This is a genomic window from Geobacillus thermodenitrificans subsp. thermodenitrificans DSM 465, from assembly GCF_000496575.1.
Taxonomy (GTDB): Bacteria; Bacillota; Bacilli; order Bacillales; family Anoxybacillaceae; genus Geobacillus; species Geobacillus thermodenitrificans.
This window is the reverse complement of sequence record NZ_AYKT01000013.1, coordinates 39,790-56,782: the sequence shown is the minus strand read 5'-3', so window position 1 is coordinate 56,782 and position 16,993 is coordinate 39,790. Positions and strand designations below refer to the sequence as shown.

Annotated in this window: 18 protein-coding genes and 1 other annotated feature; of the genes, 5 read left to right on the top strand and 13 right to left on the bottom strand. The window is 48.5% G+C overall.

The features are described 5' to 3' along the window. Positions 1 to 3: 3 nt before the first annotated feature. Both cls and mecA read right to left on the bottom strand, forming a co-directional pair. A complete protein-coding gene (gene cls / locus DSM465_RS0113105) occupies positions 4 to 1,512 on the bottom strand; it encodes a cardiolipin synthase (protein WP_008878967.1) in 1,509 nt (502 codons plus the stop codon). Positions 1,513 to 1,608: 96 nt separating this feature from the next. Next, positions 1,609 to 2,289 (bottom strand): adaptor protein MecA, encoded by a 681-nt coding sequence (gene mecA, locus DSM465_RS0113100; RefSeq protein WP_008878968.1) that lies wholly within the window; start codon positions 2,287 to 2,289, stop codon positions 1,609 to 1,611. Between the two features lie 216 nt (positions 2,290 to 2,505). On the opposite strand from mecA, the gene DSM465_RS0113095 reads away from it, so the two are divergent. After that, entirely contained in the window at positions 2,506 to 3,174 is a 669-nt protein-coding gene (locus tag DSM465_RS0113095; RefSeq protein WP_029761529.1) for a TerC family protein, read from the top strand. 50 nt (positions 3,175 to 3,224) lie between these two features. Here DSM465_RS0113095 and spxA read toward each other — a convergent pair whose 3' ends face one another. Next, on the bottom strand, positions 3,225 to 3,623 hold the full coding sequence (spxA, locus tag DSM465_RS0113090; RefSeq protein WP_008878970.1) for a transcriptional regulator SpxA: 399 nt from the start codon (positions 3,621 to 3,623) through the stop codon (positions 3,225 to 3,227). 304 nt (positions 3,624 to 3,927) lie between these two features. On the opposite strand from spxA, the gene DSM465_RS0113085 reads away from it, so the two are divergent. Then, on the top strand, positions 3,928 to 4,110 hold the full coding sequence (locus tag DSM465_RS0113085; RefSeq protein WP_008878971.1) for a hypothetical protein: 183 nt from the start codon (positions 3,928 to 3,930) through the stop codon (positions 4,108 to 4,110). A gap of 118 nt (positions 4,111 to 4,228) precedes the next feature. Here the strand turns inward: DSM465_RS0113085 and DSM465_RS0113080 are convergent, their stop codons facing one another. The 5 genes from DSM465_RS0113080 to DSM465_RS0113060 form a co-directional block, all read right to left on the bottom strand. Further along, on the bottom strand, positions 4,229 to 5,164 hold the full coding sequence (locus tag DSM465_RS0113080) for an ABC transporter ATP-binding protein (protein ID WP_029761528.1): 936 nt from the start codon (positions 5,162 to 5,164) through the stop codon (positions 4,229 to 4,231). After that, positions 5,157 to 6,218 carry an ABC transporter ATP-binding protein gene (locus DSM465_RS0113075; protein ID WP_008878973.1) on the bottom strand — a complete coding sequence of 354 codons (1,062 nt, stop codon included), beginning with the start codon at positions 6,216 to 6,218 and terminating at the stop codon, positions 5,157 to 5,159. Before DSM465_RS0113075 ends, DSM465_RS0113080 begins: the two co-directional genes overlap by 8 nt. Positions 6,219 to 6,239: 21 nt before the next feature. Further along, complete coding sequence (opp3C, locus tag DSM465_RS0113070) at positions 6,240 to 7,259, bottom strand: oligopeptide ABC transporter permease (RefSeq protein ID WP_008878974.1); 1,020 nt, start codon at positions 7,257 to 7,259, stop codon at positions 6,240 to 6,242. Continuing rightward, positions 7,259 to 8,188, bottom strand: coding sequence for an oligopeptide ABC transporter permease (opp3b, locus tag DSM465_RS0113065; RefSeq protein ID WP_008878975.1), 930 nt, complete (start codon positions 8,186 to 8,188; stop codon positions 7,259 to 7,261). The genes opp3C and opp3b overlap by 1 nt, the downstream gene beginning before the upstream one ends. A gap of 145 nt (positions 8,189 to 8,333) precedes the next feature. Further along, complete coding sequence (locus DSM465_RS0113060; protein WP_029761526.1) at positions 8,334 to 9,983, bottom strand: peptide ABC transporter substrate-binding protein; 1,650 nt, start codon at positions 9,981 to 9,983, stop codon at positions 8,334 to 8,336. Positions 9,984 to 10,387: 404 nt separating this feature from the next. Between DSM465_RS0113060 and DSM465_RS0113055 the strand changes: the two genes are divergently transcribed. Together DSM465_RS0113055 and trpS are read left to right on the top strand one after the other, a co-directional pair. Continuing rightward, positions 10,388 to 10,762: a DUF3899 domain-containing protein gene (locus tag DSM465_RS0113055; protein ID WP_008878977.1), complete on the top strand. Its 375-nt coding sequence runs from the start codon at positions 10,388 to 10,390 to the stop codon at positions 10,760 to 10,762. Positions 10,763 to 10,808: 46 nt separating this feature from the next. Next, positions 10,809 to 11,041: a binding site (T-box leader), on the top strand. A gap of 49 nt (positions 11,042 to 11,090) precedes the next feature. Beyond that, complete coding sequence (trpS, locus tag DSM465_RS0113050) at positions 11,091 to 12,077, top strand: tryptophan--tRNA ligase (protein ID WP_011886937.1); 987 nt, start codon at positions 11,091 to 11,093, stop codon at positions 12,075 to 12,077. A 58-nt stretch (positions 12,078 to 12,135) separates the two neighbouring features. On the opposite strand, the gene DSM465_RS0113045 is transcribed toward trpS, so the two are convergent. The 5 genes from DSM465_RS0113045 to DSM465_RS0113025 form a co-directional block, all read right to left on the bottom strand. Further along, positions 12,136 to 12,876 carry a YjbA family protein gene (locus DSM465_RS0113045; protein WP_008878979.1) on the bottom strand — a complete coding sequence of 247 codons (741 nt, stop codon included), beginning with the start codon at positions 12,874 to 12,876 and terminating at the stop codon, positions 12,136 to 12,138. A gap of 85 nt (positions 12,877 to 12,961) precedes the next feature. After that, a complete protein-coding gene (locus DSM465_RS0113040; RefSeq protein ID WP_008878980.1) occupies positions 12,962 to 13,168 on the bottom strand; it encodes a hypothetical protein in 207 nt (68 codons plus the stop codon). Positions 13,169 to 13,266: 98 nt separating this feature from the next. Then, positions 13,267 to 14,058: a DUF2268 domain-containing protein gene (locus DSM465_RS0113035; RefSeq protein ID WP_011886936.1), complete on the bottom strand. Its 792-nt coding sequence runs from the start codon at positions 14,056 to 14,058 to the stop codon at positions 13,267 to 13,269. 175 nt (positions 14,059 to 14,233) lie between these two features. After that, a complete protein-coding gene (fabF, locus tag DSM465_RS0113030; RefSeq protein WP_011886935.1) occupies positions 14,234 to 15,472 on the bottom strand; it encodes a beta-ketoacyl-ACP synthase II in 1,239 nt (412 codons plus the stop codon). A 37-nt stretch (positions 15,473 to 15,509) separates the two neighbouring features. Next, positions 15,510 to 16,442 carry a beta-ketoacyl-ACP synthase III gene (locus DSM465_RS0113025; RefSeq protein ID WP_008878983.1) on the bottom strand — a complete coding sequence of 311 codons (933 nt, stop codon included), beginning with the start codon at positions 16,440 to 16,442 and terminating at the stop codon, positions 15,510 to 15,512. 281 nt (positions 16,443 to 16,723) lie between these two features. Between DSM465_RS0113025 and DSM465_RS0113020 the strand changes: the two genes are divergently transcribed. Continuing rightward, positions 16,724 to 16,972: a hypothetical protein gene (locus DSM465_RS0113020; protein WP_008878984.1), complete on the top strand. Its 249-nt coding sequence runs from the start codon at positions 16,724 to 16,726 to the stop codon at positions 16,970 to 16,972. Positions 16,973 to 16,993: the final 21 nt, after the last annotated feature.

Sequence of the window (16,993 nt, the reverse complement as noted above, 5' to 3'; positions counted from 1 at the left end):
TCGTTACAATAGCGGCGACAGCAGGCGCGAAACCGATTCAACAATCCGCACCCGGAATGGGCGCTGCTGGAACTGTACATAATCAATTGGGGAAGCATGACGGAAATCTTCCAAAAAATCGTTCACAAGTTTGTTTGTGCTGTCCGTATAATACAAAAACGCGTTCACTTCAAAGTTTAAATGAAAGCTGCGCATATCCATGTTTGCCGTGCCAATCGAGGCAAGCTCTCCATCGACGACGATCACCTTGCTGTGCAAAAACCCTTTTTCGTACTCGTAAATTTTCACTCCGGCTTCCAACAGTTCTGGGAAGTACGAGCGCGAGGCGTAAAAGACGATTTTTTTGTCCGGGCGCTTCGGTGCCAGCAGGCGGACGTCGATGCCACTTAGTGCCGCCACTTTCAGCGCCGTTAAAATGTCTTCATCCGGAACAAAGTACGGCGAGGCGACCCAAATCGACCGTTTCGCTGACGTAATCATGGCAAAATACAACTGTTTAATCACTTCCCACTTTTGATCCGGCCCGCCGGCAATGAGCTGCACCCCGCCCTGGCCTTCCTCGACAATGAGCGGTGGTGATAAATATTCCGGCGTCAACAATCGCTCTCCCGTCATATAATACCAGTCTTGCAAGAAAATAAGTTGCAGCGTCCGAACAGCCTCGCCTCGAATCAACAAATGGGTATCACGCCAAAACCCAAAATATTCGTCTTTTCCCAAATATTCATCACCGATGTTCAGCCCGCCGACAAAGCCGACGCCTCCGTCGATGACAATAATTTTTCGGTGGTTGCGGAAGTTGATTTGGTTGCTCAAAAAGGGCAGACGCACCGGTGAAAACGGAATCATCTCCACCCCAGCTGCACGCAGCTCTTCAATGTATGCGTTCGACAGCTTCCAGCTTCCGACAGCGTCATACAAAAAGCGAACATGCACACCTTGGCACGCCTTTTCCATCAGGACATGTTTCAGTTTTTGACCGATTTCGTCATGACGGACGATATAGTATTCCAAATGAATATGGTGCTGTGCTTTTTCCAACTCGTCAAAAATCGCGGCAAACGTCTCTTCGCCGTTCGTCAACACCGCCGTTTGTGACGCCAATGAAACTGGATGTTGGCCGATGCGATAGGCAAGATGCAACAACGGGCGCTGATGGGGTGCCATCGGCAGCCGCTCTATGGCGATCGGCGACGGCTCTTGAAACTTCAGCAACACTGCTTCATCAGATTCAGCTTTCTTTTTAAAGCGCCGCTGTTGCCAATAGTTACGCCCAAACAATAAATAAAATAAAAATCCAAGAAACGGAAAGCTGCCTAACACTGCCAGCCAAGCGATCGTTTGCGCTGGTTTTCGATTCTCGAGTGAAATGACAAATGCGATAAATACCACTGAACAAGAGATGAGCACACTAAAAATGCCAAGCAGCTTTCCTCCCCAATAATCGTGCGTCAATGTCAGCAGTACACCGACAATGACGATGAGAATCGCCACTCTAGATGTGTTTCTCAACGAAACCCCTCCACCTGCTTTTCATGATGGCTACCCTTCCCTTCATTAACGAAGAAAACGCCGATTTCTGGCAGCGAAATCGGCGGCATGGAGACGTTATGGGGCCGGAAAATATCTTTTTACTGTTTCAAGCGCATTATCGCTCATAATCTCGGTCCCGTATTCTTCTAGACGATAAATCGTCAGCTGCGAATCGTTCCCGTATTCCAACAGAAGGCTGAGCATATTGTCTATGTCATGCTCAGTATATTGTTCACCAAATTCGACAAACAAATAGTAACGCCCTTCAAACTGGAACAGGCGGTTCGACAGGCCGGAAAAATCAGCGCGATGTGCCAAGGAGATCACGTCTTCGATGTCTTTAAACGAAATAACAAATTGAAGAACGTCTTGCTCCTGGCCGTCTTCGGCGTCATTGTTTCGTCCAAAATGGAAATGATGGCTGAGCAACGACTCAAGCTTCTCATCGGCTGACAGTGAAAACTCACGCCATCTTTCTTCCGGAAGCGGCAACTCAAGCTTACTCCCGTCTTTGGACAACTGCGCTTTCGTCACGACAACTTCAAGCCCTTTTTCCAATGCTTGCACTTGAATCCAAAGCGGACCGTCGAGCGAAAAATCACTTTCGCTATGGACCTCATCCATCATTTCCCAAAATAGTTCTTCGCTTCGTTCCCGATTATACCAAATTTCTTCACGGTCAAAACCGCGCTCCTCTATATCAACATACGAAATGTAAAATTTCACCGTATGATCATTGATACGTTCGATTTCCATCTTCTCAACTCTCCCTTCTAAACAAAGAAATAAAAAAGGGAAGGGATCGTGCCCTCAAACATTTTATTTATTAATGAAAACTCATATCTTGTAATTTATATTTTATGATAAAAAGCGAAAGAAGGGAAATAAAAAAACGCGTTTTTAAAAATTGGTTATGAAACCGGCCATGCCCTACTATAATGGTGATGAACACGGACGGAATGAGGGACGCCTATGGTGGATGAATATATCGTATCGATCTTATTAATCATCGGCATCGATGTCATTCTAGGTGGGGACAATGCGGTTGTCATTGCGTTAGCGAGCCGCAACTTGCCGGAACAAAAGCGGAATATCGCCATCGTCCTTGGCACGGCGTTGGCGATCGCCGTCCGTATTTTATTGACGGCAGCCGTTGTTTGGCTATTGACGATTCCGTTTTTACAGCTTGTTGGCGGCCTTATCCTCTTTTGGATCTCCTTAAAGCTCATCAGGCAAAAAGACGAAAAACAGGCTACGATTAAAGCTGAACCATCGCTTTGGAAAGCTGTCCGGACAATCGTTGTCGCCGATGTCGTCATGGGCATGGACAACGTCATCGCCATTGCCGGAGCGGCCCAAGGGCATCTCGAGCTTGTCGTCTTCGGCTTTCTTTGCTCCGTTCCTATCATCATTTTAGGCAGCAAAATCATCCTTTATGCCATGGAGCGATTCCCGCCTCTCATTTATATCGGCGGCGCCTTATTGGCCTATACTGCTGGAAAAATGATCGCCGCCGAAGAACAGCTGCGCCCGTTTTACGATCCGCGTTGGGAACTCTTCTTCCCGCTCTCAGGGGCCATTCTTGCCGTTCTGCTCGGCTTTGCGGCCAACCGTCGAACACGCACGGTCAAATGGCGATGATTAGACATTGATAAAAAACTTCTACATGGCAAGCCATGTAGAAGTTTTTATCATCCATTCACTAACCGCTGCGCTTCGCGGAGCTGATACGCACGCACTTTGCGCGGTAGGAAGCGGCGGATTTCATCTTCGTTATAACCGACTTGAAGTCGTTTTTCATCGATGATGATCGGCCGGCGCAAAATGCCCGGGTTTTTTTGAATAAGCTCGTACAAATCTTGCAACGGTAAGGATTCGAGGTTAATGTTCAGCTTTTGGAACACTTTCGAACGGGTCGAGATGATTTCATCTGTCCCCGTTTCCGTCATCCGTAAAATTTCCTTAATCTCCTCGACCGTGAGCGGCTCGGAGAAAATATTGCGTTCAACATAAGGAATATCATGCTTCTCGAGCCACGCCTTCGCCTTCCGGCACGACGTGCAACTCGGTGATGTGTATAGCTTGACCATTTTGATCACTCCTTTTTACAAGGAATCCCTTGCTTCCCCCGCCCGTCAGCTGACGGGCGCATACAACTATGCCACTTTCATACGCTTGACGGCATAGTGATACGGCCTATACCACCTGCCTAGTGGCCGGCCGTCTTGTTAATCATTTACAAATTGAAATGACTTTAACATGATATATTATACAATAAATCCACGGAAAAAGATATAGTTTTTCAACGATTAATGCAATTTTCTTTGCCCCCCTTCCAATAGGGAGGAAAATCCTCTACAATCAAAATAGAAGAGAAAAAGGGAGGAAGAACATATGGCCGACTATTTTGTTGACTTTGTCATTGCTTCAGCACTGATCGTCGGCATCACTGCCTTGATGGGGAGCATGAGCAACACGATTGGAGAACGGTTATTCGGCCGAAACAAGAGAGAGAAACATGTTGAGGCTTCACGCCGCATCCAGCAAGGGTGGAATTTCGTCGGAGGAAAAAAATAACGCCAGAAACAAGTGTATAATATTGCGCCGCCTGCTTCTCCGTTCGCATCAAGCGTCGGTGAAGAGACGGCGCTTTTTCGTGCTCATAGGAACAGTCCCTTTCAGTCAATCGCGCTGTTTAGGCATACATCGCCCGATACCGCTTATACTCTTCTTCTGAGCAAAGCACGAAATGCCCTGGCGTAATTTCGCGAAATTCGAGTTCTTCCCCGTCTTTATAACCATGCTGCGCGGGGTCGTAGACGATCCGTTTGCGCGTTCGCTCCGTTTCCGGATCCGGAAGCGGAATCGCGGAGAGCAACGCTTTTGTATACGGATGGATCGGGTTGCGGTACAACTCTTCCGACTCGGCGAGCTCGACCATTTTCCCGAAATACATGACTCCGATCCGGTCGCTGATGTACTTCACCATCGATAGATCATGGGCAATAAATAAATACGTCAACCCTTTTTCGCGTTGCAGTCGCTTCAACAAGTTTACGACTTGCGCTTGGATCGATACATCAAGGGCGGAAATCGGCTCGTCGGCGATGATGAATTCCGGTTCGACCGCGAGCGCTCGGGCGATACCAATCCGCTGGCGCTGACCGCCGGAAAACTCGTGCGGATAACGACTGGCATGCTCACGGTTTAAGCCGACCGTCTCGAGCAACTCATAGACGCGCTGCATCCGCTCTTCTTTTGTTTTTGCCAGCCCATGGATATCAATGCCCTCGGCAATAATATCAGCAACCGTCATTCGCGGGTTGAGGGAGGCATACGGGTCTTGGAAAATCATTTGCATTTTCCGGTTTAACTCTTTTAGCTCTTTTTTTGATTTTTTTCCGTGCACACTGACGCCGTTAAACAGCACTTCCCCGTCTGTCGCATCATATAACCGAATGATCGTCCGCCCTGTTGTCGACTTGCCGCAGCCCGACTCTCCGACAAGGCCGAACGTTTCTCCTTTATAAATGTCAAAGGTCACCCCGTCGACTGCTTTGACGACTTCACCGCGGCCGGCTGGGAAGTATTGTTTTAAGTTTTTCACTTCAAGCAGTTTTTGTTTAGCCACGCGGTTTGCCTCCTTTCCGGGCAACGATGTCAGCAAACTGTTTCATCCGTTCGCGCACAATGGCCGGCGGTTCAACTTTCGGCGCCAGCTCGTGCAACAGCCATGTCGCCGCATAATGCGTGTCCGACACTTGAAACATCGGCGGCTCAAGCTCATAGTCGATTTTTAACGCGTACGGGTTGCGCGGCGCGAAGGCATCACCTTTTGGCGGGTTTAACAAATCTGGCGGCGAACCCGGGATCGAATACAGCTCGGTATCTTTATGGTCAAGGCTCGGCATCGACGCAAGCAGACCCCATGTGTACGGATGCTTCGGATTGTAAAAAATTTCATCAACCGTGCCCATTTCGACGATTTTACCAGCGTACATGACCGCCACACGATCGGCCATGTTAGCAACGACTCCTAAATCATGGGTAATAAAAATGATCGACATGCCAAGCTTTTTCTGAAGGTCTTTCATGAGTTCCAAAATTTGTGCTTGAATCGTTACATCAAGCGCGGTCGTCGGCTCATCAGCAATTAAAATTTTCGGGTTGCACGCTAACGCTATAGCGATCACAACGCGCTGACGCATTCCGCCGGAAAATTGATGCGGATATTGTTTCATGCGCAATTCGGCGTTTTTAATGCCGACAAGTTGCAACAGCTCAATCGCCCGTTTGCGTGCCTCATCTTTTGATAAATTTTGATGTTTTAAAATGGCTTCCATAATTTGTTTTCCGATCGTCATCGTTGGATTGAGCGATGTCATCGGGTCTTGGAAAATCATCGAGATTTTTTTCCCGCGAATCTCCTGCATTTCCTTGTCCGTCAGCTTCGTCAAGTCTTTTCCTTCAAATAAAATTTCCCCTTGTTTAATGCGGCTTGGCGGCGTCGGCAACAAGCGCATGAGCGCTTTCGATGTCACCGATTTTCCAGATCCCGACTCACCGACGATCGCCAACGTTTCCCCTTTATACAAATCAAACGTCACACCGCGGACCGCTTGCACCTCGCCGGCATGGATATCGAAGGAAATGTGTAAATCGTTCACTTGTAAAATTTTCTCCATCGTTTTCACCCCTTCCATCCATTATTTGCGCATTTTCGGGTCAAGCGCATCGCGCAGCCCGTCAGCGACAAGGTTGAAGCTCAGAATAAGCAAGCTAATGACGATCGACGGGATAATAATTAAATGCGGGTACGTTTGAATGGACTTATACCCTTCGTTAACGAGTGAACCGAGCGATGCTTCCGGCGGACGGATACCAAGGCCGATAAAGCTCAAAAACGCCTCCGTAAAAATGGCCGATGGAATCGTAAACATTGTCGTAATAATAATCGGGCCCATGACGTTCGGAATCAAATGTTTAAAAATGAGCCGTGAGTTAGACGCTCCTAGCGTCCGTGCAGCGAGCACATATTCCATGTTTTTTAGCTTCAAAATTTGCCCGCGCACAATACGCGCCATCGTCGTCCAACCGGTGATAACCATCGCCAGTGTAATCGAAATAATCCCCGGCTCAAAAATTAAGATAAATAAAATAACGACGATCAAATACGGAATACCGTTTAAAATCTCAATGACCCGCTGCATTGCGTTATCGACACGGCCGCCGTAATAACCGGAAATACCGCCGTAGGCAATGCCGATAAACAAATCAATCACAGCAGCGAGTAATCCTATGTAAAGCGAAATGCGGGTGCCATACCACGTTCTCACCCATAAGTCGCGGCCTAAATCATCGGTACCAAACCAGTAGTACTCTTTGACGCCGCGCTCTTTATAGACGTCGACGCCATTAGGGTCTTTTCCATCTAAATTAAGCCAGCTAATATTCTCCAAAACCGGGACTTTCGGCGGCAGTTTCGCATGGCTTAAGTTTTGTGCTTTATATGAACGTTCACTGGCCATCGGCGCAAAAATCGCCAGTAAAGCCAAAATGACAATCATGATCATCCCGGCGATCGCCGCTTTGTTTTCACGCAGGCGAAGCCATACGTCATGCCAAAACGTCAAGCTTGGACGATTGATTTTTTCTTGTTCGCCGACGTTCGGCGGGGCGGGCTGAAACCATTCCGGTGAAAGCTGATCGTATTGTTGTTTCGCCATTATTTCTTCCCTCCCGCTAACCGGATGCGTGGATCAACAATTCCATAGAGGATGTCCACGATAAAAATGACAAAGATTAATAATGCCGAGTAAAACAACGTCGTTCCCATAATGACCGGATAGTCGTTCAACTCGATGGAACGAACAAACTGCTCACCAAGCCCTGGAACCGCAAAAATTTTCTCAATAACGAGCGTCCCTGTCATCAAGTTCACGGCCATCGGACCGAGAATGGTGATCACGGGGATAAGCGAATTGCGGATGGCGTGCTTAACCACAACCCCGGCATTGCTAATCCCTTTTGCCCGAGCCGTTAAAATGTAATCAGAACTTAACACTTCAAGCATTTCAGTCCGCATAAAACGGGCGATGTTGGCAATAACACCGACGGATAGCGCCAATGTCGGCATGATCGTATATTTAAACCCTTCCCAAAAAGCGACCGGCAGCCACTGTAGCTTCACGCCGATAAAATATTGCAAAAATCCAGCCAACACAAACGACGGAACGGAAATTCCGATGACAGCAATGACCGTGGCCGTATAGTCTTCCCAACTGTTATGACGAATAGCTGCAAAAATACCAAGCACTAATCCGACAATCGTGCCAAACACAATCGCTTGAAACCCTAGCTGGGCCGATGGGCCGATCCGGTCACCGATCAATTCTGTCACTGGACGGTTGTCGTACTGGAACGAAACCCCTAAATCCCCTTGCAACAAATTGCCTAAATATTGCACGTACTGCACAGGCACTGGCTTATCCAACCCATATTCTTTTAAAATGAGCGCCCGCTGTTCTGGCGTCAATTTTTCCTGGTTTTGCAGCGGCGAACCAGGCAACAGCTTCATTAAAAAGAACGTCAGGGTGGCAATAATGAACAACGTAATCACCATATACACGATCCGTTGAATCGTATACCGCGCCATGGCTGCACCTCCCCTATTGATTTCCTAAACTTTACTGTTAATAATCTCTTAACATTTTGCTTTTTTCGACATTTTTCGCCTTGACAGCCAAAAAGAGAGTATATGCCCTCGCATATACTCTCCTTGGCATTCTTTAGAAAACGAATTACTCGATATAGGCCCATTTGTAGCTGTAGTCGCCGCCAAACGGGTGAGTAATGATATCTTTTACATACTCGCGTTCTAGGTAAGCGAGGCCACGCTGATAGAGCGGAGCAATCGGCATTTCTTCAAAGACGATCTTTTCTGCTTTCAGCATCGCATCCCAACGAGCTTGCAAATCGCCAAGCAACGTTGTTTTTGCATCTTTAATCAACTTGTCGTATTCAGCATTCGACCAACCCGTTTGGTTGTGCGGGTTATTTGTCGTCCACAAATCAAGGAACGTCATCGGGTCTTGATAGTCCGGACCCCAACCAGAGAATGACAAGTCAAATTGCATTTTGCTTTCGAGGTCAAGTTTTTGTTGGAACGGTTGCTGTTTAATGTTGACCGTCAAGCCCTCCAAGTTTTTCTCCAATTCTTCTTTGATGTACTCGCCAATTTTCTTCGAGCTGTCGCTGTCATAGTTTAACAGCTCAATCGTGAAATTGTCTTTGCCAAGCTCTTTTTTCGCTTGCTCCCACAGTTTTTTCGCTTCGTCCACATTGTACGACACTAAGTCACCGTTTGCATCGCGGAAGTCTTTGCCATCCGGGCCTGTAACGAAATCTTTCGGGACAGTAAAGTTCGCTACAATCGAACCGTTGTTAAGCAGCGTATCCACCATTGCTTGGCGGTCGATGGCCATCGCAATTGCTTTGCGCGCATTCACATTGTTTAACGGCTCATTTTTCGTGTTCATGCGCAGCCAGAAGAGAGATGGCTCCAATTCCGTTTTGAAGTTTTTGTCGTTTTTATACTTATCAACAAATTCAGCCGACAAACCGACACGGTCAACTTGTTTCGTTTCATACAAGTTGACAGCCGTTGCGGTGTCTTTTACGACTTTCACATTGATTTTTTCGAGCTTAACTGTATCTTTATCCCAGTAATTCGGGTTTTTCTCATATGTCCAGCCTTGCTCGTGTTTCCATTCGCTTAAGACGAACGGACCGTTGTAGAGCGTCGTGTTCGCTTCCAAACCGTACTTGTCGCCTTGAGCTGTCACGAATTTTTCGTTTTGCGGCATGAACGAACCGAATACCGTCAAGCTGACGAAATACGGAACCGGGTTTTTCAGCTCCACTTGGAGCGTGTAGTCGTCAAGCGCTTTGACACCGAGCTGGTCAACTGGCAATTTGCCGGTGTTGACTTCTTCCGCATTTTTAATGTCGTACATGATGTACGCATATTCAGACTTCGTTTTCGGATCAAGCACCCGTTTCCAAGCGAACACAAAGTCATGCGCCGTCACCGGGTCACCGTTCGACCATTTAGCATCTTTGCGAAGCTTGAACGTATACGTTTTGCCGTCTTCGCTCACCTCATGGCTTTCCGCCACCCCAGGAACCGGCTTGTTGTCTTTTCCTAAACGGTACAGACCTTCCATGACGTTGTTCAACACGATAAACGATACTTGGTCGGTAGCGAGCGCTGAGTCAAGCGACGGAATTTCTGAAGAATCAAGCAAGTTCAGCACTTGCTCCTTCTTCTCCGCCGGCTTTTCGCCGCTTTCACCGCCTTGGGCTTTGTCGTCCCCGCCCCCGCCACACGCTGCTAAGAACGTAGACAGCGCGAGAAGCAGAACGAGGAATAAAGAAAATCGCTTCTTCACTAAAAACCCCCCTTAAAACTTATGTATTTTATTACAAATCTTCTGAACTATTAGGTTTCAGAAGATTGTACCTACAAGCCTATTATACCGACTATTAATATATTTGAAAAGAATTTTTTTGTTTTATTCAATAAAAAGTTTTCTAATTACTTATAAAATATAGGAATATCGACTTAATTGCATTGTACAAACTTTTGCCAACCTTGTAAATAATAAATTTCTATAGATGCTTTAGAAAACGCTTACAATATAGTTTTTTTCCTTTTTTTATCATCGCCAGAACAAATTACTCCTTTGTTTCCAAGATAGAGGTGTATTTTTTGATATAACTTTTTTAACAATCTTTTCACCTGATCGTTTTATGGTACAATAAAATCGGCAAGCAGAAAGGCGGGAGAAACGACGTGAAACAGATTGCTGTTCGAACCGGATGGCTCATTGCCGCGATGTTGCTAGCGAGCGGGCTGATCATTTCTTGGCAAGGGACGTGGACAGCAGTTGCCTTCATTAACGTGGCTTTTTTACTCTCTCTTGTTCCGCTGTCGCTCGGCGGGCTTTTGTTCGTCTACGAGCGCGGATTTTTCAGCGGATTTGCTTACGGATTTCGCCGATGGCGCAAAAGTGGAACAAAGGCGGAACAGTATCTCGAAGAGGCGGCTTCGGAACAGGAAACAGAGGAATCGCGTGGCCCGCGGCACTTTGTGGCCACCTACCCGCTGCTGTTTTCCGGTCTCTTTCTATTTCTCATCATGATCGCCGCCGGGTATGCAATCCAATAAGGTTGCAACAGCTGGTTGTTTTTCATATAATAAAGAGCAAATAGCGAGATGGGCGATGAGAAAGAAGAGTACATATGGCGATGCCTTCAGAGAGCTTGTGGGTGGTGCGAACAAGCGGCTAGCCATATGGAATGGGCTTTCGAGCTTCCCGCTGAACCAGCGATGCAGTAGGTGAGGACGTTTCCCCGCGTTACAGGGGGCCATGCGCAAAGCATGGGCTGAGCGATTGCGCATCAGGCGCAATAAGTAGGGTGGCACCACGGTCCTACCGTCCCTATTAAAGGGGGCGGTAGGCTTTTTTATTTTCTTGGTGGAGGAGTGATCGCAGATGAAAACCATTTTTTCTGGCATTCAGCCAAGCGGCGTCATTACCCTTGGCAACTACATTGGTGCGATGCGACAATTTGTCGAACTGCAGCATGAGTACAACTGCTATTTTTGCATTGTCGACCAACATGCCATTACTGTTCCGCAAAATCCGAACGAACTGCAACAAAACATTCGCCGTCTCGCTGCCTTATATTTGGCAGTCGGCATCGATCCTAAACAGGCGACGCTGTTCGTTCAATCGGAGGTGCCGGCGCACGCCCAAGCGGCTTGGATGCTGCAATGCATCGTCTATATCGGCGAACTGGAGCGGATGACGCAGTTTAAAGACAAATCAGCCGGTAAAGAGGCGGTCAGTGCCGGGTTGCTCACGTATCCACCGCTTATGGCAGCCGACATTTTGCTTTACAACACGGACATTGTCCCAGTCGGCGAAGACCAAAAGCAGCACATCGAGCTGACGCGCGATTTAGCTGAGCGCTTCAACAAACGGTACGGCGAGCTGTTCACTATCCCGGAAGCGCGCATCCCGAAAATCGGCGCCCGCATTATGTCGCTTACCGATCCGACGAAAAAAATGAGCAAATCTGACCCAAACCCGAAATCGTTTATTACGCTGCTTGACGACGCCAAAACGATTGAAAAGAAAATTAAAAGTGCTGTGACCGATTCAGAAGGAACGATTCGCTATGACAAGGAAGCGAAACCGGGCATTTCGAACTTGCTCAACATTTATTCGATTTTATCGGGTCAGCCGATTGACGAACTTGAGCGGCAATACGAAGGAAAAGGATACGGGGTCTTTAAATCCGATTTGGCCCAAGTGGTCATTGAAACGCTCCAACCGATCCAAGAGCGGTATTATCATTGGCTCGAAAGTGAAGAGCTCGACCGCGTCCTAGACGAAGGGGCGGAAAAAGCGAACCGTGTCGCCTCGGAAATGGTGCGCAAAATGGAACAAGCCATGGGGCTTGGGCGGCGTCGGTAAAAAATCAGCATAATGCGGCCATACAAAAACGGGCAGGCACGAGGTGCCTGCCCGTTTTTTAATTCACTTTCGGTTCTTGCTGTGTTTCCCAAAGCTTCTCAAAAAATGGCTGACCTTTAATCAAGTTTTCGCACAACTGCTCGTGGCGTTCCGACCAACCGTATTTTGTTTCTTCATACAACCGTTCCCATGCTTCTTCAAACGACATTTTTTGAATGTCCGAATACTTTTCCGGTGCCCACTCTGTATACCAATAGCGCACTTCCGCGCTGTTTTTCGTTGAATACAGCTGATCGAGCGCCATAAACAGCAATTGTTTCAGCTGCCGCTCCTTCCGCGTTAGCCCGCACATCAGTTCCGGGGCCGGTGATAAAATATGATATTCTTTTTCATACTTTGGCAACGGATATTTTTGTTCCTCTGCCTCGGCTGCCATTTCGTAAACAAGTTGCTCTTGCCGCGGAATGAGCCGACTTTTACGGATCGGAATGTGGTATCCGATCGTATCGACGGCCAAAATGCCGACCCCATCCGTCACGATGAAACAATAGTCCAGCTGGATGCGTTCATGGTTTTTGCGGATATACGCTTTTTGATAAACATCGTCTAAAAGCGGTTTCGGAAGGTCGGACAAGCTGTTTTCAATATAATGGAACAAAGCCGGGGACACTTTTAAAAGCGGTACCTGGTCAAGCAGCTCGATTTGATCGTCTTTGCGCCATTCATGGAAATGGCAGACGTTGTATCCATTCTCCTCGCCTTCAAACCAGTTCACCCAAATGTCATGCAAGTAAAGCATGTAATACCCCTCACTTCCAGACGTGTTTGTCCATCAGTATAGGCAGAGGGGCAGAATTTTATTCCATTTCGCCCTCTTTTCCCCTCTATGAGCTACGGCCTGGAAACGACAAACTTCCCCACATCAAAAGCAAACCAAGCGGCAATAAATAACATTCTGCTCTTGTCGCGATATAAACCATATAGTCACTGAAGCCTCGTTCCGGGGTAATAATGTTTAAATACGCGATAATAACCATACCGCCCACGACTGAAAAACCGAAACCGACCAAATAAAAAAACAGGCGGACCATCGGGCTTCCCTTCCTTCTTGTCCACTTCCTTGCTCTACATATATGTCGGCCTGGTGGACAACATGACTGTTCGTTTGCCGCCCCGATGGACAACCTGTTTATTTGATGATGTCAAAACCAGCTAAAGCAACGATTTGTTTCGCTTCCATCGCCATCAGTTTCGTCAATGAATGCCCCCGCCCAAGGCAGCGCTGAACGATGGCGTGTCCCACCGCATAGCCGCCCATTTTCGGATACCAACCAATCCCGTACAAAATCCGGGTGCTAAGTGGATGCGAAACGGCCACGTCTTGGTTTGGAGCGATGTAGCGGCGCCAAAATCGCTCTAACTCCCAATCTGTATAGTACGCCGTCCAGCTTGCGCACTTCTCGGCACCGACCGTCTCAGCAACCGCATGTTCTGCCAGCCCTTCCATAATCACGGCATCCAACAGCGTCGCTTCTTTGCCGCCATCCGGCAGTTTTTGCAGTCGGCAGACATGATTGTATTCGTGCGCTACGAGCGCAGCAATCTCGTCGTCACGATGATCGGACAGCAAAAAGAAAAACAGCTTATCGGCAAATGCCACGCCGCCTTTTCCGTGAAACTCACGCGCAAGTTTCGGGTTCTCATCATCCGCCGGCAGCAAAAACACCGGAACGTCCGGTCCGTCCCATGCCGCGCGCTGCCGGTCATATTGGCGGCCGACCCGCTCCCATAGACGCTGTGCCTTCATGTCCGGCAAAAGCCGAACGGCTTGCCGAGCACTTCGATACATGCCATACAGACGCAAATATTGATGAATATCACGCGCTGACGCATCCCCAAAAAACGGAACCAACCGTGCGCATAGCCGAAGCGGATCCCCCTGGTCTTGTTCGAGCCACCGGTCAGTTGGGAACAGTCCCATCGTCTCTCCTCCCCTCCCTCTTACATTATGTTGGAGAAGAAAAGACGGTGAACAAAGGCGGAAACAGAGCGGGATGCGCCAATCAAAAAAGAGCCTCGCTTTGAACGAACTGCCGCTCGTTAGTTATGCCTAACGGGGGCAGCTTCGTTCAACCGAAGGCTCTCATTTCCGTTCGTCACACATATTTTTTGAAAATCAATGTCGCGTTATGGCCGCCAAATCCAAATGAGTTGCTTAAGACTGCGCGCACTTCTTGCTTGCGTGCTTCATTCGGCACATAGTCAAGATCGCATTCCGGATCTGGCGTTTCGTAGTTGATCGTCGGCGGAATGATACCATCGCGAATCGTCAACACCGAGAAAATAGCTTCCACCGCACCGGTCGCCCCAAGCAAGTGGCCGGTCATCGACTTCGTTGAGCTGACGGCGAGCTTATACGCATGATCACCGAACACTTCTTTAATGGCAAACGTCTCATACTTATCATTGTACTCTGTGCTTGTGCCGTGGGCATTAATATAGTCGATCTCCTCCGGCTGCAAGCCAGCGTCATGGAGCGCTTGGCGCATCGCCCGCACGCCCCCTTCACCGCCCGGCGCCGGCGCCGTAATATGGTAAGCATCTCCGGTGGCGCCGTAGCCAACAATTTCGGCATAAATCGGCGCTCCGCGACGCAACGCGTGCTCCAACTCTTCAAGAACGATGATGCCTGCTCCTTCGCCCATGACAAATCCGTCACGGTTTTTATCAAACGGGCGGCTTGCCGTTTTCGGATCTGGATTCGTCGAGAGCGCTGTGTTCGCACAAAAGCCGGCAAACGACATTGTCGTAATCGGCGCTTCGGCTCCGCCAGTGATCATCACGTCGGCATCACCGCGCTGAATGACTTTAAACGCGTCGCCGATCGAATTGGCTCCAGTCGCGCAAGCAGTGACTGTGCACGAATTGATTCCCTTTGCCCCGAGAATGATCGACACTTGTCCAGCCGCCATATCCGGAATCATCATCGGCACGAAAAACGGGCTCACCCGACGGTAGCCGCGTTTCTGGAAAGTTTCAAACTGTTGCTCAAACGTCTCCATCCCGCCGATACCAGATCCGATCCAGACACCGACTCGTTCAGCGTTTTGTTCATTGATTTCCAGATTGGCGTCTTTCACCGCCATAAGCGCTGCGGCCACGGCGTATTGTGTAAAACGATCCATCTTCCGTGCCTCGCGGCGATCCATAAACACCGTCGGGTCAAAATCTTTGACTTCCGCCGCCACTTTCGCTGGAAAATCGTCGGGATTGACACGAGTGACAATATCGATGCCAGACTGACCGGCAATGATGTTTTTCCATGTTGTTTCGACGTCATTGCCGAGTGGGGTGACAGCCCCCATCCCGGTCACGACAACTCGTCTTTTTTCCATCGCTTCGTCTCTCCTTTTTCCGATAATCTAAAAGTTGTTAGCGGCCCCAGCGCAAGGCGATCGCACCCCACGTCAGCCCGCCGCCGAATCCAACCATGACGATGACATCATCATCTTTAATTTTCCCCGCTTCAAATTCCTCAGCGAGTGAAATTGGAATGGACGCGGCTGACGTATTGCCGTATCGGCGAATCGTTGTTGACATTTTCTCTTCCGGCAGCTCGAGCCTCTGTCTGGCTGCCTCCATAATGCGAATGTTCGCCTGGTGGGGAATCAGAAAGTCAACATCATTTTTCGATAGGCCAGCTTTTTCGAGCACATTCAAGCTTGACTCTCCCATTTGCCGGACAGCGAACTTAAACACTTCACGGCCGTTCATGATGATATATTCGTCTTGATATAAATGTTTTCCTCCCGTTCCGTCAGCGCCTAATTCAAAGGATAAAATGCCGCGTCCGGGTGACACCGGCCCCATGACGACCGCCCCGGCGCCATCGCCAAACAGCACTGCCGTATTCCGGTCGGTCCAGTCAATAATTTTTGATAGTTTTTCCGCGCCTACTACCAATATATACTTGTATGCACCATTGTCAATGAATTGGCTCGCCGTCACGACCCCATACATAAACCCGGCGCAGGCAGCGCTAATGTCCAACGCTGCAGCGTTGACAGCACCGAGGCGCTCTTGCAACATGCACGCAACAGACGGGAACGGGCGGTCTGGAGTAACGGTAGCTACCAAAATCAAATCAATGTCTTTCGCGGAAATGCCCGCGTGAGCGAGCGCCTTCTCAGCAGCAAAATACGCCATGTCAGATGTATCCATCTCATCTGGAGCGATGCGCCGTTCTTCAATCCCCGTGCGCGTTCGAATCCATTCATCTGATGTGTCCATCATTTTTTCCAAGTCAGCGTTTGTCAACACCTTTTCCGGTGCATAGTAACCAACGCCGATAATTCCTGCTCCCATGCTACTCATCTCCTTTTTCCTTGCAAAATAACCGAAAATCCTTTTGAATACAGCGTAATTCCCAATATACAATCAATCCACATAACCAATTATTATTACTTGGTACTAATTTTATCGGAAAGAGCGCATGTGCGCAATAGAAAAGCGGAGATCCCCTTGAAAGAAAAGCAAAGAGAATTCAGGCGCTTCTCTGTACTTAAAGGCATTTGTCCAAACCGTTTTTCATTTCCGCTCATACAATACAATGACAAGTAAAGATGGTACGAAAGGGAGGACGCTACATGGCGAACAATCCAACACCAGAACAGCATCGCGAGCCGCATGATCGCTTCTCTCGCCTCATGTTCGGCCCGTTCCCCCCACGCCAAACCGACCGGCGGGAAGAGCGGGAGGAGACAGATCCGCTCCCGCTGCCAAACATTGATTTTATGAAACTGTTTGAAAATGTCAGCGTGCTGACGGACTCTTTGCAACAGTTAAAACCGCTTGTCAAAAAGATCTCTTCACTCGTCGATTTCATAAAAAAATAGCAGACGCAACCAAACGATGCG

Excerpts from the sequence above, each read along its gene's own strand:
- DSM465_RS0113020 (WP_008878984.1), top strand. The coding sequence starts at position 16,724 with ATGGCGAACAATCCAACACCAGAACAGCATCGCGAGCCGCATGATCGC.
- opp3b (WP_008878975.1), bottom strand. The coding sequence starts at position 8,188 with ATGGCGCGGTATACGATTCAACGGATCGTGTATATGGTGATTACGTTG.
- DSM465_RS0113025 (WP_008878983.1), bottom strand. The coding sequence starts at position 16,442 with ATGGGAGCAGGAATTATCGGCGTTGGTTACTATGCACCGGAAAAGGTG.
- DSM465_RS0113045 (WP_008878979.1), bottom strand. The coding sequence starts at position 12,876 with ATGCTTTACTTGCATGACATTTGGGTGAACTGGTTTGAAGGCGAGGAG.
- mecA (WP_008878968.1), bottom strand. The coding sequence starts at position 2,289 with ATGGAAATCGAACGTATCAATGATCATACGGTGAAATTTTACATTTCG.
- fabF (WP_011886935.1), bottom strand. The coding sequence starts at position 15,472 with ATGGAAAAAAGACGAGTTGTCGTGACCGGGATGGGGGCTGTCACCCCA.
- DSM465_RS0113075 (WP_008878973.1), bottom strand. The coding sequence starts at position 6,218 with ATGGAGAAAATTTTACAAGTGAACGATTTACACATTTCCTTCGATATC.
- DSM465_RS0113085 (WP_008878971.1), top strand. The coding sequence starts at position 3,928 with ATGGCCGACTATTTTGTTGACTTTGTCATTGCTTCAGCACTGATCGTC.
- spxA (WP_008878970.1), bottom strand. The coding sequence starts at position 3,623 with ATGGTCAAGCTATACACATCACCGAGTTGCACGTCGTGCCGGAAGGCG.
- trpS (WP_011886937.1), top strand. The coding sequence starts at position 11,091 with ATGAAAACCATTTTTTCTGGCATTCAGCCAAGCGGCGTCATTACCCTT.
- DSM465_RS0113040 (WP_008878980.1), bottom strand. The coding sequence starts at position 13,168 with ATGGTCCGCCTGTTTTTTTATTTGGTCGGTTTCGGTTTTTCAGTCGTG.
- DSM465_RS0113035 (WP_011886936.1), bottom strand. The coding sequence starts at position 14,058 with ATGGGACTGTTCCCAACTGACCGGTGGCTCGAACAAGACCAGGGGGAT.
- DSM465_RS0113095 (WP_029761529.1), top strand. The coding sequence starts at position 2,506 with ATGGTGGATGAATATATCGTATCGATCTTATTAATCATCGGCATCGAT.
- opp3C (WP_008878974.1), bottom strand. The coding sequence starts at position 7,259 with ATGGCGAAACAACAATACGATCAGCTTTCACCGGAATGGTTTCAGCCC.